This is a genomic window from Agrobacterium sp. ST15.16.055, from assembly GCF_027956555.1.
GTDB lineage: Bacteria > Pseudomonadota > Alphaproteobacteria > Rhizobiales > Rhizobiaceae > Agrobacterium > Agrobacterium salinitolerans.
Genome location: NZ_JAQKGN010000001.1, coordinates 163,727 through 176,673, shown reverse-complemented (window position 1 = coordinate 176,673; position 12,947 = coordinate 163,727). Strand labels below are relative to the sequence as shown.

Genomic DNA, 12,947 nt, shown 5'->3' with positions numbered 1-12,947 from the left:
CGTTCTAAAGAAATTCAATTCACGTCATCAGGCAAGACCGGCAGCGGCGCGATCTCGATACCCTCATCCAGCAGGGCCCTGGCTTCCTGCGCAGAGGCATTGCCGATGATGCCGCGCTCATCCGCTTCGCCATAGTGGATCTTGCGGGCTTCTTCCGGAAATTTATCGCCGACATCCTCGGCACTGGCGCGGATATTGGCGACAGCCTCGCGGATTTTCGCCATCGCCTCTTTTCTGGCCGTATCCATGGCGAGCGTCTGGCGTTCGTCTTTCTTGCGGGCGGTAGAGACCGAAGGCGCCATCAGTAGTTTTGATACCTGCACGGAATTGCAGACCGGGCAGGACAGGAAACCGCGCTGCAACTGATTGTCGAAATCGTCGCTACCGGCAAACCAGCCCTCGAACTCATGGCCCTTTTCACAGGCCAGCGCATAACGGATCACGCCGCTTCACCTCCAGCAGGTTTCAAGGGAATGACAGTGTCCAGTCCGAACTCGCGGGCATTGCGCAGATTGGGAATTTTGCCACGCGCGGCAGCCACCATCGACGTATCGATCTCGGCGAAGATGATCTCTTCGCCAGCGCCGCCAGCAATGGCCAGAACCTTGCCCCATGGGTCAATGATGATGGAGTGGCCGAAGGTCTCGCGCCCGTCCTCGTGCACGCCGGCCTGCGCGGCGGCGATGACGAAAGCGCCATTTTCGATGGCGCGGGCGCGCAACAGGATTTCCCAATGGGCTTCCCCCGTCTGCCTGGTGAAAGCCGCCGGAACCGTCAGAACTTCTGCACCGGCCAGCGCTTCAGCGCGAAAAAGCTGCGGGAAACGGACGTCGTAGCAGATTGCGAAGCCGAATTTCCCCAGCGGAAGTTCTGCGATACGCGCGACTTCGCCGGGGTGATAAGCGGCGCTTTCACGCCAGCTTTCACCATTGTCGAGATCGACATCGAACATGTGGATTTTGTCATAGCTGCAAATGCGCGAACCATCCGGCGCGAAGAGAAAACCGCGATTGGCAATCTTCCCATCCGGCCGGGCAATCGCGGTCGAGCCGACATGGACATGAATGCCGAGCTCACCGGCGAGACGGGCGGCCGTCGCAACGATGATATCGCCATCGTCATCTCGCAATTGCGCACGCAGCGCCTGCCTGTCCTTCTGAATCGCACCCGTCATTTCCGGGGTCTGCACATAAACAGCGCCCTCGGCCGCGGCCGCACGCACAAGCCGTTCCATATCGGCGGCGTTTCTTGCCGGATCGACGCCGGAGCGCATCTGAATGGCGGCAGCCTTGAAACTCATCACATCCTCCATACCCGCGAGAATCGCGGCCGATCAGGCGGCCAGCAGCGCGTCCAGTTTACCGGCGCGCTCCAGCGCGTGCAGATCGTCACAGCCGCCGACATGCTGGCCGTTGATGAAGATTTGCGGGAAGGTCGTTCCGCCGGATTTCTCGATCATTTCCTGCCGGTATTCCGGTGTCGTCGTGGCGTTATATTCGGCGTAATCCACGCCCTTGCTGTCCAGCAGCGCCTTGGCGCGCGCGCAATAACCACAAAAATCCCGCGTATAGATCGTCACCGGTGCCATGTTCTCGAAGCCCTCGCAAACGTGCGGTAAAACGCACGATAAAGTCGTCATTCAGGTTTCATATAGGCCCGGAAATGGCCATTGCAAAGGTCAAAACCGTCACATCCGCGGCACCGGCCTTGCGCAGGGCGCGGCTTGCCGCACCCACCGTCGCGCCGGTGGTATAGACGTCGTCCACCAGCACCACGCGCTTGCCATGGAAATCACCTTCACGGCCGGGCGCAAGCGAGAAAGCGCCGCGCACATTGTCGCGCCGGGCAAGTGCGGAAAGCCCAACCTGCCGCTCCGTCGGCTTCACACGCAGCAGCGTGCCGGCAGCCAAGGGCTTGCCGGCGACCCTGGCCAGATGCCGGGCCAGCTCGGCGGATTGATTGAAGCGGCGGCGCAGGAAACGGTTGCGATGCAATGGAACCGGCACGATGCAATCGCAGGCATCCACCGTTCCGTCGCTTGCCCTTAGCATCCACAGCGCCATCAGGCGGGCGAGATCGGTCCGGTCCTGATATTTCAGCCGGTGCACGAGTTTGCGGGCGGTTCCCTCATGGCTTGCGACGGCGCGCAGCCGGTCAAAAGGCGGCGGTTCGGCAATCGCCTGCGCGCTCACGAAACCGTCTCCGTGATCCCGCGCGAAGGGAATGCCCAGAACCTCGCAAAAAGGACGATCGATAAAGGCCACATCCCGCCAGCAATCCGCACATAAGGCGCCCTCGCCGCCGGTCATGCGGGTGCAGCCCGCGCAGGTTGGCGGATAGACCATACGAAAGACCGCACGCCACATGTCTCCCGCCGCCGCCGGCACGGCCGCAGACTTCGACAGCAAACCCGAAAACAGACTTTCACCAGCACCCATGAGGTTGACTTTACCGCCGAACGGGTGCCTTTGCGAGAGCGATAGTTTCCTCCCGACACCGGGAAAACGATGCCCCAAGCGGCATGAGACCAACGATACGGCCCGCCGATCTCAAAGGCGCTTGAGGCCGAGCAGGCAAGACGATGGATATTCTCTTTGACCAGGCCCTGATCGAACAAAACCGTCACCGGGCGTGGGCCAGGCGCGACGACAAGGCCCTGTTTCTTCTCGATATGGCAGCCGAAGAGCTGGCCGACAGGCTTGCCATCGTCGAGCGCCAGTTCGAGACCGCGATCGAACTTCACGGCGGAACCGGCGTCACGGCGCGACGCCTGGCTGAGACCGGCAAGGTGGATACCATTCGCCGTATCGAAACCGAGAGCTCTTTCGCGACGGATGCGAATATTCCCGAGGCCGCTTCCATGGAGCATCTGCCGCTTGAGGAGGCCTCCGCGAACCTCATCGTTTCACCGCTTGCCCTGCACCTGACCAACGATACGCCCGGCGCGCTGATCCAGATCCGGCGGGCATTAAAACCGGACGGCCTGTTTCTCGGCGCCATTCCAGGCAGCGGTACCCTGCAGGAACTGCGCGACGTGCTGCTGACCGCAGAGGCCGAACTGACCGGAGGTGCCAGCCCACGTGTCATTCCTTTCGCCGATGTACGAGACGTCGGCGCGCTTTTGCAGCGCGCCGGGTTTGCGCTCCCCGTGACCGATGCGGAAAGCTATACGGTGCGTTACGATTCAATTTTCCCGCTGATGCGCGACCTGCGCGCCATGGGCATGGCCAACCCACTGGCAAGCCGCAGCAGAAAGCCGCTCAACCGCGCTTTTTTTCTGCGCGCGGCAGAGCTTTACGCCGAGCGATATTCCGATCCTGACGGACGGATAAGGGCGACATTTTCGGTTATTTACGTATCAGGCTGGGCGCCGCATGAAAGCCAGCAGAAACCGCTTAAACCCGGTTCCGCCAAGGTGCGGCTTGCCGATGCCTTGAAGACAACAGAGGTGAAGCTGCCCTGAGCGATCAGCCAAAAGGTTTCTACTCGGCCAAAGTGTCTGCGATGAACTGAAACACGTCATTGATGTTGCTGCTGATGCTGCCTGCGCCAACGATCAGGGCAGCGGAAATCACCCCGACAATCAAGCCGTACTCCACCGCTGTCGCACCGTTTTCGTTTTTGCAGAGATTGATAAGAAAATGCAGCACAGGATATTCCCCATCCGCCATCCGGCGCGTTGCGACAACCGGCGTCCACCCTGTTGAAATCAGCTTTATATTAGGTCGGCGATGTGAGGAATCCGTTACCGTTGATGGTAAACGATCAGCAACCGCTCTCGTTGCGATAACCCATGACCACGCAGGGCGTTTCCGGCATCGGCTGGGTGATGCTGCGGCGGATGGAATAGGTCTTGCCCACATCGGTCTTCTTGATGGAGCCCGTGCTGATCATGTCGTAATTGTCAGGAAACTGCGCCACCCTTGTGGAGGATTTTCCGGCAAGCATGGGAGTGACGATCAGCGAGAGCGCGATAACCGCCGTGCCGAAAAGCAACGCCACATTGAGCACGCCGGTGCGACGGGACTTGTCAGGATAAGAGTGACGACCTTCCACCGTCTTCCAGAAATCCTCGTTCATGACCAACCTCGTCTCGCGCAGTTTACCGCTTCTTTAGCTTAACAATCTGCCAGAGGGTGCTGAACGATCTCTTAACGAAGCCCCGTTTTGGCACGGTAAAGCACTGGAAGAGAGGTGTTTTCACGAAGCTGTGACGGGATAAGGCAGGAGGGCCGTAGTGCCCCCCTCGGTTCTACAGCAAATCCTGGAGGAAGGGGATGAGCGGCTCATCGGCCGGCGGCATGGGGTAATCGCGCAGCGCCTGGGGTTTGACCCATTTAATCGCCTGCCCTTCCCGGCCATGGGCGATGCCTTCATAGCGACGGCACACATAAAGCGGCATCAGGAGGTGAAAGGTCTCGTAGGTATGGCTGGCAAATGTCAGCGGCGCGAGGCAGGCGACCTTGGTTTTGATACCCAGTTCCTCGTCCAGTTCACGGACAAGGGTTTCCTCTGGCGTCTCGCCATGCTCCACCTTGCCGCCTGGAAATTCCCATAAGCCCGCAAGCGACTTGCCTTCGGGACGCTGCGCCAGAAGAATGCGGCCGTCCTGATCGAGAAGTGCGCAGGCGGCGACCAGCAGGATTTTTTTTCCCGCCTCGCTCATTCACCTGAACCCTTGCGCCAGTAGCGATAACGATAAGCCTCAGAGAAGCCGAATTTTTGATAAAGGGCGATGGCAGGCGCATTGGTGGAGACGACCTGCAGCCAGGCGGTTTTTGCGCCGCTTATTCTGGCCCAGCGCAGTGCCGACGACAGAACCTGCGTGCCCACCCCCTTTTTACGTTGCGACTTTTCGACATCAAGCGAGATGACGCCGGCAAGATCGTTATCCTGCACGCAGATCATGGTGGCGAGCGGGTTACCCTCCACTTCCTCGTTGATGAAAAGGCCGAGCGTCGGTTTGATGGAACTGACGATTTCAGCGATTGCCGGGCGCAGCGCCGGATCGCCATCGCTGACCTTGATGCTGGCTTCGACAAACCGGCCGATATCATGGCTCGGAAGACTGACCAGCGTTTCCGGCAGCTCCATGCTGGAGAGATCGGCCGTCATAACCATGACCTCTTCGAAGACAGACCAGCCATCAGCAGACAGAAAATCCACGAGTTGCCGCGGCATCAGTGTCGTTTCGCGTACCACCAGCGGCCGGCCGAAATCCTCGAAACGCTTGCGCGCCTTTTCCAGCCGCAGCGCGCTGTTTCCGTAATCGGACGGATCGAGCGGCACCACGCAGTTAATGCGTTTGGAGGGGTGTGAACCCGTCAGGCGGATTTGCCAGCTGCCGTCATAAATCACTGACGACGCAGGCCATGCCCGGAAGCTGACGGCTTCCAGACGGCGAACCAGCGGCAGATTGACGGCTTTATTGTCCTGCATTCTCTTCGGCTCCAACGGTCAGCTCCGATAGTCGCCGTTGATCGCAACATATTCTTTCGTCAGGTCACAGGTCCAGACGGTGGCCGTTCCCTGACCGAGACCGATATCCACCTTCACTGGAATGTCTTCGAGACGCATCACTGCGCTGGTTTCCGCCTCCGAATAATCCGGGTCGCGCTCACCGTTGACGGCCACGCGCACGCCGCCGAACCAGATGGCGAGACGGTCGCGGTCTGCCATCTCACCGGACTTGCCGACAGCCATGACGACGCGGCCCCAATTGGCGTCTTCGCCGGCAACCGCAGTCTTCACCAGCGGCGAATTGGCGATGGAAAGAGCGATCTTCTTGGCGGCGGCGTCGTTTTCCGCACCAGTCACGGTGACCTCCACCATCTTGCGTGCGCCTTCACCGTCGCGAACCACCTGCAACGCGAGATCCTTCAGGAGATCGTTAAGCGCCGTGCGGAACGAGGACAGGCGCTCGTCATCGGCGCTCGTCACCTTAACCTGGCCGTCTTCTGCCGCCGCACCCGTGGCGAACAGCATCAGAGTATCGGAAGTGGAGGTATCGCTATCAACCGTCACGGAATTGAAGGTCGGGCCGACACCGGCAGACAGCAGCGACTGCAGGGCGGCGGGCTCGATATCCGCATCCGTCACCACGAAGGAGAGCATTGTCGCCATATCGGGCGCAATCATGCCGGCACCCTTGGAAATGCCATTGATCGTGACGACCACGCCGCCGATCTCGGCGGTGCGGGTCGCGACCTTGGGATAGGTGTCGGTCGTCATGATCGCCTTGGCGGCTTCCTGCCAGAAATCGGCTTCCGCCCTGACATTCATGTCACCGAGCACGCCGGCAAATTTCGTTGCATCCAGCGGCTCGCCGATCACGCCCGTCGATGCGAGAAAGACCTCGCCTTCAGCACAGCCGACGGCGGCGGCGGCGGATTTCGCCGTCAATTCGGTCGCCGCCTTGCCCTTGAGGCCGGTAAAGGCATTGGCATTGCCGGAATTGACCACCACGGCGCGCGCCACGCCGCCGCCGAGATTGGCGCGGCAGAAATCGACCGGGGCGGAGGGGCACTTCGATTTGGTGAAGACGCCGGCAACACTTGCCGGCTTGTCGAACACCATCAACAGAACGTCAGTGCGGTTCTTGTACTTGATGCCGGCGGCGGCCGTCGCCATGCGAACGCCGCGCAGCGCCGGCATGTCTGGATAGGATTTCGGAGCGAGCGGGGAAACGGCAACGGACATGGGAAGCGCCTGAAATTCTGGAAAAGGGGTCTGGAATGCCTGAGATGAAACGGGGCGGCCCATAGCCGCCCCGTAACATTTGTCTTTACTGCTGCGGCTGAGCCTGCTGTTCCTTCGTGGCTTCGTCGTAGCCCTTCTTCAGCGTCTCATCCATGATTTCGATCTTCTGGTCAGCCTTTGCCTTTTCGATGAGGGCAACGTACTTGTCACGCATGACAAGCTGACGAACCTGCGGCTCGACCTGCTCGAAAGCCGGCGGCGGCGCGATACGCTTGTCTTCAAGCTTGATGACGTGGAAGCCGAACTGGGTCTTCACCGGAGCCTTGGTGTAGGCGCCTTTTTCGAGGCCGAAAGCGGCCTCTTCGAATTCCGGCACCATGCGGCCCTTGCCGAACCAGCCGAGATCGCCGCCGTCATCCTTGTTGGAATCGGTCGACTTTTCCTTGGCGAGCGCGGCGAAATCCTTGCCCGAATCAAGCTGTTTGATGATGTCCTTGGCGTCGTCCTCGCTGGCGACGAGAATGTGCGCGGCCTTGATTTCCTCTTCCTGCGGCAGGGCTGCGACTTCCTTGTCGTAGCGGGCCTTTACTTCGTCATTGGTGACGGCGTCGACCACGTGCTTGCGGAAATAGGCGTTGTGAAGCTCACGGTCCTGGATGAATTCCATGCGCTTCTTGAAATCTTCGGTCTTTTCCAGCCCTTCGGCGCTGGCGTTCTTCACCAGAAGCTTGACGTCGATCGCACCGGACAAGGCTGCAACCTTCTTCTGCTCATCGGGAAGCTGCGCGAGCTGCGGGTCGAGATTGCTCATGGCGAGGTCGAGTTCGGACTGGTGGATTTCCAGATCGCCGACCTTGGCGACAACCTTGTCTTCCTGTGCAAAAGCCGGAAGCTGGAGGCCGAGCGTGGCCACAATCACCGCAGCCGCAATTTTATTATAGCGCAACATTTTGAACCTTTCGGGGACAATGCCGGCTCCAGACATGGTTTCCGGCTCTGAAAAAACTTCCAAACACCGGATTGTGGCCATTCTGTAACGGGCAGAACCGTTGACATCATTTGCCCCCCCTCTTATCTGTCACGCAACCTCGCGTCCAGATACGTTGAAGGGCGAAGTCCGTCATTTATGCTGAAATCGGCGTGACGGAGAAAAGCGCCCGGCAAAACGGAATTTCAGAAAGGGCCAGTAATATGGTCAGTCTCGGCGGAATAGCCCGCAAGTTGTTCGGTTCGGCAAATGACCGCCGCGTCCGCTCCTATAAAAGCAAGATCGCAGCCATCAATGCGCTGGAAGAGGCCACCAAGGCGCTCTCCGATGAAGCGCTGGCGGCCAAGACGGCGGAATTCCGCCAGCAGCTTGCCGATGGCAAGACGCTGGACGACCTGCTGATCCCGGCTTTCGCCGTTGCCCGCGAAGCATCGCGCCGCGTTCTGCATATGCGCCCCTTCGACGTGCAGCTGACCGGCGGCATGATTTTGCATGGAGGCGCTATCGCCGAAATGAAGACCGGTGAAGGCAAGACGCTGGTGGCGACCCTTGCGGTCTATCTCAACGCGCTCGCCGGCAAGGGCGTGCATGTCGTCACCGTCAACGACTATCTCGCCAAGCGCGACGCGGCCACGATGAGCAGGCTCTACGGTTTCCTCGGCCTGACGACCGGCGTCATCGTCCACGGGCTGGACGACGACCAGCGCCGCGAGGCCTATGCCTGCGACATCACCTACGCCACGAATAACGAACTTGGCTTCGACTATCTGCGCGACAACATGAAGTATGACCGCGCCCAGATGGTTCAGCGCGGCCACAACTACGCGATCGTCGACGAAGTCGACTCGATCCTGGTCGACGAGGCGCGCACGCCGCTCATCATTTCCGGCCCGCTGGACGACCGTTCCGACCTTTACAACACCATCGACGCCTTCATTCCGCTGTTGACGCCGGAAGATTACGAAATCGATGAAAAGCAGCGCTCGGCCAACTTCTCCGAAGACGGCACCGAAAAGCTCGAGAACCTGCTGCGGCAGGCGGGCCTCCTGAAGGGCGAATCGCTTTACGACGTCGAAAACGTCGCCATCGTCCATCACATCAACAATGCGCTGAAGGCGCACAAGCTCTTCACCCGCGACAAGGACTATATCGTCCGTAACGACGAAATCGTCATCATCGACGAGTTCACCGGCCGTATGATGCCGGGCCGCCGTTATTCCGAAGGTCAGCATCAGGCTCTCGAAGCCAAGGAAAAGGTGCAGATCCAGCCGGAAAACCAGACGCTGTCTTCTGTCACCTTCCAGAACTATTTCCGTATGTACTCCAAGCTCGCCGGCATGACCGGTACGGCATCGACGGAAGCGGAAGAATTCGGCAATATCTACGGTCTCGACGTCATCGAAGTGCCGACCAACCTGCCGATCCAGCGCATCGATGAGGACGACGAGGTCTATCGCACCGGCGAGGAGAAGTTCCAGGCGATCATCACCGAGATCAAGGCGGCGCATGAGCGCGGTCAACCGGTTCTGGTGGGTACGACGTCGATCGAGAAATCCGAGCTTCTGGCCCATATGCTGCGTCAGTCCGGCTTTACCGATTTCCAGGTTCTGAACGCCCGTTACCACGAGCAGGAAGCCTATATCGTTTCGCAGGCCGGCGTTCCGGGCGCAGTTACCATCGCCACCAACATGGCTGGTCGCGGTACCGACATCCAGCTCGGCGGCAACGTCGACATGCGCCTCGAGCGCGAGCTGGAAGGCATGGAGTCCAGCCCTGAGCGTGACGCGAAGGAAGAGGCTATCCGCGCCGAAATCAAGGTGCTGAAGGAAAAGGCGCTGGCCGCCGGCGGTCTTTACGTCATCGCCACCGAGCGCCACGAAAGCCGCCGTATCGACAACCAGCTGCGTGGCCGTTCCGGCCGTCAGGGCGACCCGGGCCGCTCGAAATTCTACCTGTCGCTTCAGGATGACCTGATGCGCATCTTCGGTTCCGAGCGCATGGACTCGATGCTGCAGAAGCTCGGCCTCAAGGAAGGCGAGGCAATCGTCCATCCGTGGATCAACAAGGCGCTGGAACGCGCCCAGAAGAAGGTCGAGGCCCGCAACTTCGAGACCCGCAAGAACCTTCTGAAATATGACGATGTGCTGAACGATCAGCGAAAGGTGATCTTCGAGCAGCGTCTCGAACTGATGGAAGCAGACAATATCGGCGAAACCGCAGCCGATATGCGCCACGAAGTGATCGAAACGCTCGTCACCAAGCATATTCCGGAAAATGCCTATGCCGAACAGTGGGATATTGCAGGCCTGAAGGCCGGTGTCGCGCAGTTCCTCAATCTCGACCTGCCGGTGGAGGAATGGGCGAAGGAAGAAGGCATCGCCGAGGACGATATTCTCCAGCGCGTCACCGAGGCCGCCGACAAATACGCCGCCGAGCGCGCGGAACGTTTCGGCCCCGAGATCATGACCTATGTGGAACGTTCGGTCATTCTCCAGACGATCGACCATCTGTGGCGCGAACATATCGTCAATCTCGACCATCTGCGCTCTGTCGTCGGCTTCCGCGGTTATGCACAGCGCGACCCGCTGCAGGAATACAAGGCGGAAGCCTTCGAATTGTTCCAGGCCCTGCTCGCCAATCTGCGCGAGGCCGTCACCGCCCAGCTGATGCGCGTTGAACTCGTGCAGCAGGAACCGCAGCAGCCCGAGCTGCCGGAAATGACGGCGCATCATCTTGACCCTCTCACGGGTGAAGATGAAATGGCACAGAGCGCGCAGGCCGCTTTCGTGCCGGCGGGGGATCGCGATCCGGAAAACCCGGCCACCTGGGGCCGTATCGGCCGCAACGAAATGTGCCCCTGTGGCTCCGGCAAGAAATACAAGCACTGCCACGGCGTTTACGAACAGGCCTGAAGCAGTTCCCGACAGTCAAACGAAATCGCCCGCACCTTCGGTTGCGGGCGATTTTCGTTGCGCCACTTGATCGCTGTTGACGGATATCGGCAATTTCCAATATGGGAGCCTCATCGTCTTTCGGAAAACGCTTTCATGGCTCCTCGCGACTTTGCGTCTTATGTTTTTCTCGCACTCGCGTGGGGAATGTCTTTCCTGCTGCTTTTGCATGTCGTGGAGGCCTTCGGCTGGATCGGCGCGGTTACGCTTCGCTCGCTTGTCACCGCCGTCGCCCTGTTTCTGATCGCGATTACGGCCCGCCGAAAGCTTGCATTTTCCGCCAGCTGGCGCGCCTTTGCCGTTGTCGGCGCAACAACCGTCGCGGGACAGTTGATCGGCCTTTCCTATGCGACGCCGCTGGTCGGTACCGCCATGGCGGCCATATTGGTGGCCACCATCCCGCTCTTTTCAATGCTCATCTCACAGCTATGGGGTCTTGAGCGTCTGACGCAGCGGGGCTTTGCCGGTCTCGTCATCGGCTTCGGCGGCATTATCCTGCTCGTCGGCTTTCCCGCGGTTCCCGTCACAACCAGCTTCTTCATCGGCTGCGCCGCCTGCGTTGCCGCCTGCATCTGCGCCGCCTATGGCAGCAACTATGCCAGCCGCCATCTCAAGGGCGTGGGTTCGTGGGAAATCACCATCGGCTCCTTCCTCACGGGCGGGCTGATGACTTTACCGCTTCTTCTGGCCGTGCCCCTGCCTGGAGCGCCGCGCTTCATCGATTACGGTTATCTGCTCATACAGGCGGTTGTCATGAGCGGACTTACCTACATCACCTATTTCAGGCTTGTCTCCTCGATCGGTGCAACCAGGGCGATCAGCGTGGAATTCGCCGTGACCGTCGTGGCGGTTCTCATCGGCGCACTGGTGCTGGATGAACCGCTTTCGCTTCCCCAGCTTTTCGGCGCCGGCATCATCATCTTAGGCTGTGCCCTGGTTCTCGATCTCCTGCCCAGGAAAAAGGCTCCGCCCACACCCTCCGGGGCGTGAAGGGTTTGTTAGCGTTTTCCACCAATAGTCGTGCTGGTCATTGCTGATCAAACGGGATCGCGCTTACGGCGCGAGGGGAAAATGCAACCGGGCAAATCAGATTACGAGCATTACTGGGACCCGCTAAGGGCCCTCCTCATGCTGCTCGGCATCCCTTATCACGCCTCCCTTCTCTACAGCCATGCTCTGCCATGGGACATCAAGGATTTCGACACCAGCCCGCTTCTGAGCGCGCTGGGTGCTGCGCTCGTCACCTTCCGTATGCCGTCATTCTTTCTGGTTGCCGGCTATTTCTCCACCATGGTCATCGGCAAGAAGGGCAAGATGCGCTGGCTGAGGCAACGTTTCCTGCGTCTCGGCGTGCCCTTTGTCGTGGCGGTCCTTCTGCTCGGGCCATCACAGCTTTTCCTGCTGCAACTGGCCGGCGTCGCCAAAGGCGACATCCCGGCCGACCGGCTGCTTGAAAGCCTACCCGGCCTGCTGCGTCCGAGCGAAGAATGGATCATGCATCTTTGGTTCCTGCCGGCCCTTATCTTCTATTCGATCCTGCTTGCCGGCCTGCTGTTTCTCGCGGAACGTCCGCCATTGGCACATATCAGACACTGGTTCGGCAGCCTGCGCCAGCGGCATGCCGCCCTGTTTTTTGCGGCGCTGTGCATCCTGCCTGTTTTATGGGAATTGACGATCTACGGATCCGGCCTGCTTGCGGCAAAGAGCGGAAGCCCCCTTTTTCTTCTTTATGAACGCGCCTCCGACCCCTATGCGCGTTACATGCCATTTTTCCTCATCGGCGCGCTTCTGCAGCGTGACCGCGCCCTCTTTCACCGCTTTCGCCAGACGGGTCTTCCCACCGGCATCGTCGCGGCGGGCGCCATCGCGACGGCGGTGACCTTGCGCCTGCAACATCCCTTTTCGAATTCGGCGCTGCTGGTGCTGGTGTCGGCAGTTGCGGCGGTGGCGACAAGCCGTCTGTTGATCGATCTCGCCTGCCGCTATTTCGACAGGCCGAACCGGATTGCCAGAGGCATGACGGATGCATCCTTCACTATCTACCTGTTTCACCATCCGCTCATCTACGCCTTCGGAACGCTGTTCATCCTCATTGCGCTGCCGCCCATCCTGGAATTCACCATCATCGTCGCGGCCACCACGGCGGTGGCCTATATGCTGCATCAGGCGATACGTTGCAGCCCGCTCGCCCTTTTCCTGTTCAACGGCATCCGCAAGCCACGCGTGATGGACGATATTGGCACACGGGCCGGCGCGTCCCAAACCCTTCGTTAAGGATGGAGCGGGTATGATCGGCCTGCCTATTCAAC

At 59.9% G+C, this 12,947-nt stretch carries 14 protein-coding genes; 4 read left to right on the top strand and 10 right to left on the bottom strand.

The annotated features are described in order from the left end of the window. Positions 1 to 14 precede the first annotated feature (14 nt). The 4 genes from PL599_RS00900 to PL599_RS00885 are packed head-to-tail and all read right to left on the bottom strand — an operon-like array spanning position 15 to position 2,438. Positions 15 to 443: a DUF1178 family protein gene (locus PL599_RS00900; RefSeq protein ID WP_077985146.1), complete on the bottom strand. Its 429-nt coding sequence runs from the start codon at positions 441 to 443 to the stop codon at positions 15 to 17. Beyond that, positions 440 to 1,300 carry a carbon-nitrogen hydrolase family protein gene (locus tag PL599_RS00895; RefSeq protein ID WP_269823485.1) on the bottom strand — a complete coding sequence of 287 codons (861 nt, stop codon included), beginning with the start codon at positions 1,298 to 1,300 and terminating at the stop codon, positions 440 to 442. Before PL599_RS00895 ends, PL599_RS00900 begins: the two co-directional genes overlap by 4 nt. A gap of 33 nt (positions 1,301 to 1,333) precedes the next feature. Beyond that, positions 1,334 to 1,588 (bottom strand): glutaredoxin 3, encoded by a 255-nt coding sequence (gene grxC / locus PL599_RS00890; protein ID WP_003522552.1) that lies wholly within the window; start codon positions 1,586 to 1,588, stop codon positions 1,334 to 1,336. A 58-nt stretch (positions 1,589 to 1,646) separates the two neighbouring features. Next, positions 1,647 to 2,438 carry a ComF family protein gene (locus PL599_RS00885; RefSeq protein ID WP_077985147.1) on the bottom strand — a complete coding sequence of 264 codons (792 nt, stop codon included), beginning with the start codon at positions 2,436 to 2,438 and terminating at the stop codon, positions 1,647 to 1,649. A 143-nt stretch (positions 2,439 to 2,581) separates the two neighbouring features. On the opposite strand from PL599_RS00885, the gene PL599_RS00880 reads away from it, so the two are divergent. After that, entirely contained in the window at positions 2,582 to 3,463 is an 882-nt protein-coding gene (locus PL599_RS00880; RefSeq protein ID WP_077985148.1) for a methyltransferase domain-containing protein, read from the top strand. 19 nt (positions 3,464 to 3,482) lie between these two features. Here PL599_RS00880 and PL599_RS00875 read toward each other — a convergent pair whose 3' ends face one another. The 6 genes from PL599_RS00875 to PL599_RS00850 form a co-directional block, all read right to left on the bottom strand. Continuing rightward, entirely contained in the window at positions 3,483 to 3,671 is a 189-nt protein-coding gene (locus PL599_RS00875; protein ID WP_077985149.1) for a Flp family type IVb pilin, read from the bottom strand. A gap of 94 nt (positions 3,672 to 3,765) precedes the next feature. Then, positions 3,766 to 4,080, bottom strand: a complete 315-nt coding sequence (locus tag PL599_RS00870) for a hypothetical protein (protein ID WP_269823484.1) — start codon at positions 4,078 to 4,080, stop codon at positions 3,766 to 3,768. Between the two features lie 172 nt (positions 4,081 to 4,252). Then, positions 4,253 to 4,666 carry an 8-oxo-dGTP diphosphatase MutT gene (mutT, locus tag PL599_RS00865; RefSeq protein WP_003522547.1) on the bottom strand — a complete coding sequence of 138 codons (414 nt, stop codon included), beginning with the start codon at positions 4,664 to 4,666 and terminating at the stop codon, positions 4,253 to 4,255. Further along, positions 4,663 to 5,439 (bottom strand): GNAT family N-acetyltransferase, encoded by a 777-nt coding sequence (locus PL599_RS00860; RefSeq protein ID WP_142912026.1) that lies wholly within the window; start codon positions 5,437 to 5,439, stop codon positions 4,663 to 4,665. The genes mutT and PL599_RS00860 overlap by 4 nt, the downstream gene beginning before the upstream one ends. 18 nt (positions 5,440 to 5,457) lie before the next feature. Further along, complete coding sequence (gene argJ / locus PL599_RS00855; RefSeq protein ID WP_217003554.1) at positions 5,458 to 6,699, bottom strand: bifunctional glutamate N-acetyltransferase/amino-acid acetyltransferase ArgJ; 1,242 nt, start codon at positions 6,697 to 6,699, stop codon at positions 5,458 to 5,460. An 85-nt stretch (positions 6,700 to 6,784) separates the two neighbouring features. Next, positions 6,785 to 7,648: a peptidylprolyl isomerase gene (locus tag PL599_RS00850; protein WP_080796595.1), complete on the bottom strand. Its 864-nt coding sequence runs from the start codon at positions 7,646 to 7,648 to the stop codon at positions 6,785 to 6,787. 242 nt (positions 7,649 to 7,890) lie between these two features. On the opposite strand from PL599_RS00850, the gene secA reads away from it, so the two are divergent. From secA to mdoC, 3 genes are all read left to right on the top strand, one after another. Beyond that, on the top strand, positions 7,891 to 10,599 hold the full coding sequence (gene secA / locus PL599_RS00845; RefSeq protein WP_173990916.1) for a preprotein translocase subunit SecA: 2,709 nt from the start codon (positions 7,891 to 7,893) through the stop codon (positions 10,597 to 10,599). A gap of 135 nt (positions 10,600 to 10,734) precedes the next feature. Continuing rightward, the gene (locus tag PL599_RS00840; RefSeq protein WP_137411494.1) at positions 10,735 to 11,628 is read left to right on the top strand and encodes a DMT family transporter; all 894 of its coding nucleotides are present in this window, start codon (positions 10,735 to 10,737) and stop codon (positions 11,626 to 11,628) included. Between the two features lie 81 nt (positions 11,629 to 11,709). After that, positions 11,710 to 12,912 carry a glucans biosynthesis protein MdoC gene (gene mdoC, locus PL599_RS00835; RefSeq protein ID WP_269823483.1) on the top strand — a complete coding sequence of 401 codons (1,203 nt, stop codon included), beginning with the start codon at positions 11,710 to 11,712 and terminating at the stop codon, positions 12,910 to 12,912. The last annotated feature ends 35 nt before the right edge of the window (positions 12,913 to 12,947 follow it).

Bases quoted from the DNA above. Each gene is read 5' to 3' on its own strand.
- PL599_RS00870 (WP_269823484.1), bottom strand. From the start codon at position 4,080: ATGAACGAGGATTTCTGGAAGACGGTGGAAGGTCGTCACTCTTATCCT.
- mutT (WP_003522547.1), bottom strand. From the start codon at position 4,666: ATGAGCGAGGCGGGAAAAAAAATCCTGCTGGTCGCCGCCTGCGCACTT.
- PL599_RS00875 (WP_077985149.1), bottom strand. From the start codon at position 3,671: ATGGCGGATGGGGAATATCCTGTGCTGCATTTTCTTATCAATCTCTGC.
- PL599_RS00880 (WP_077985148.1), top strand. From the start codon at position 2,582: ATGGATATTCTCTTTGACCAGGCCCTGATCGAACAAAACCGTCACCGG.
- PL599_RS00885 (WP_077985147.1), bottom strand. From the start codon at position 2,438: ATGGGTGCTGGTGAAAGTCTGTTTTCGGGTTTGCTGTCGAAGTCTGCG.
- PL599_RS00895 (WP_269823485.1), bottom strand. From the start codon at position 1,300: ATGAGTTTCAAGGCTGCCGCCATTCAGATGCGCTCCGGCGTCGATCCG.
- PL599_RS00860 (WP_142912026.1), bottom strand. From the start codon at position 5,439: ATGCAGGACAATAAAGCCGTCAATCTGCCGCTGGTTCGCCGTCTGGAA.
- mdoC (WP_269823483.1), top strand. From the start codon at position 11,710: ATGCAACCGGGCAAATCAGATTACGAGCATTACTGGGACCCGCTAAGG.
- argJ (WP_217003554.1), bottom strand. From the start codon at position 6,699: ATGTCCGTTGCCGTTTCCCCGCTCGCTCCGAAATCCTATCCAGACATG.
- PL599_RS00840 (WP_137411494.1), top strand. From the start codon at position 10,735: ATGGCTCCTCGCGACTTTGCGTCTTATGTTTTTCTCGCACTCGCGTGG.
- grxC (WP_003522552.1), bottom strand. From the start codon at position 1,588: ATGGCACCGGTGACGATCTATACGCGGGATTTTTGTGGTTATTGCGCG.
- secA (WP_173990916.1), top strand. From the start codon at position 7,891: ATGGTCAGTCTCGGCGGAATAGCCCGCAAGTTGTTCGGTTCGGCAAAT.
- PL599_RS00850 (WP_080796595.1), bottom strand. From the start codon at position 7,648: ATGTTGCGCTATAATAAAATTGCGGCTGCGGTGATTGTGGCCACGCTC.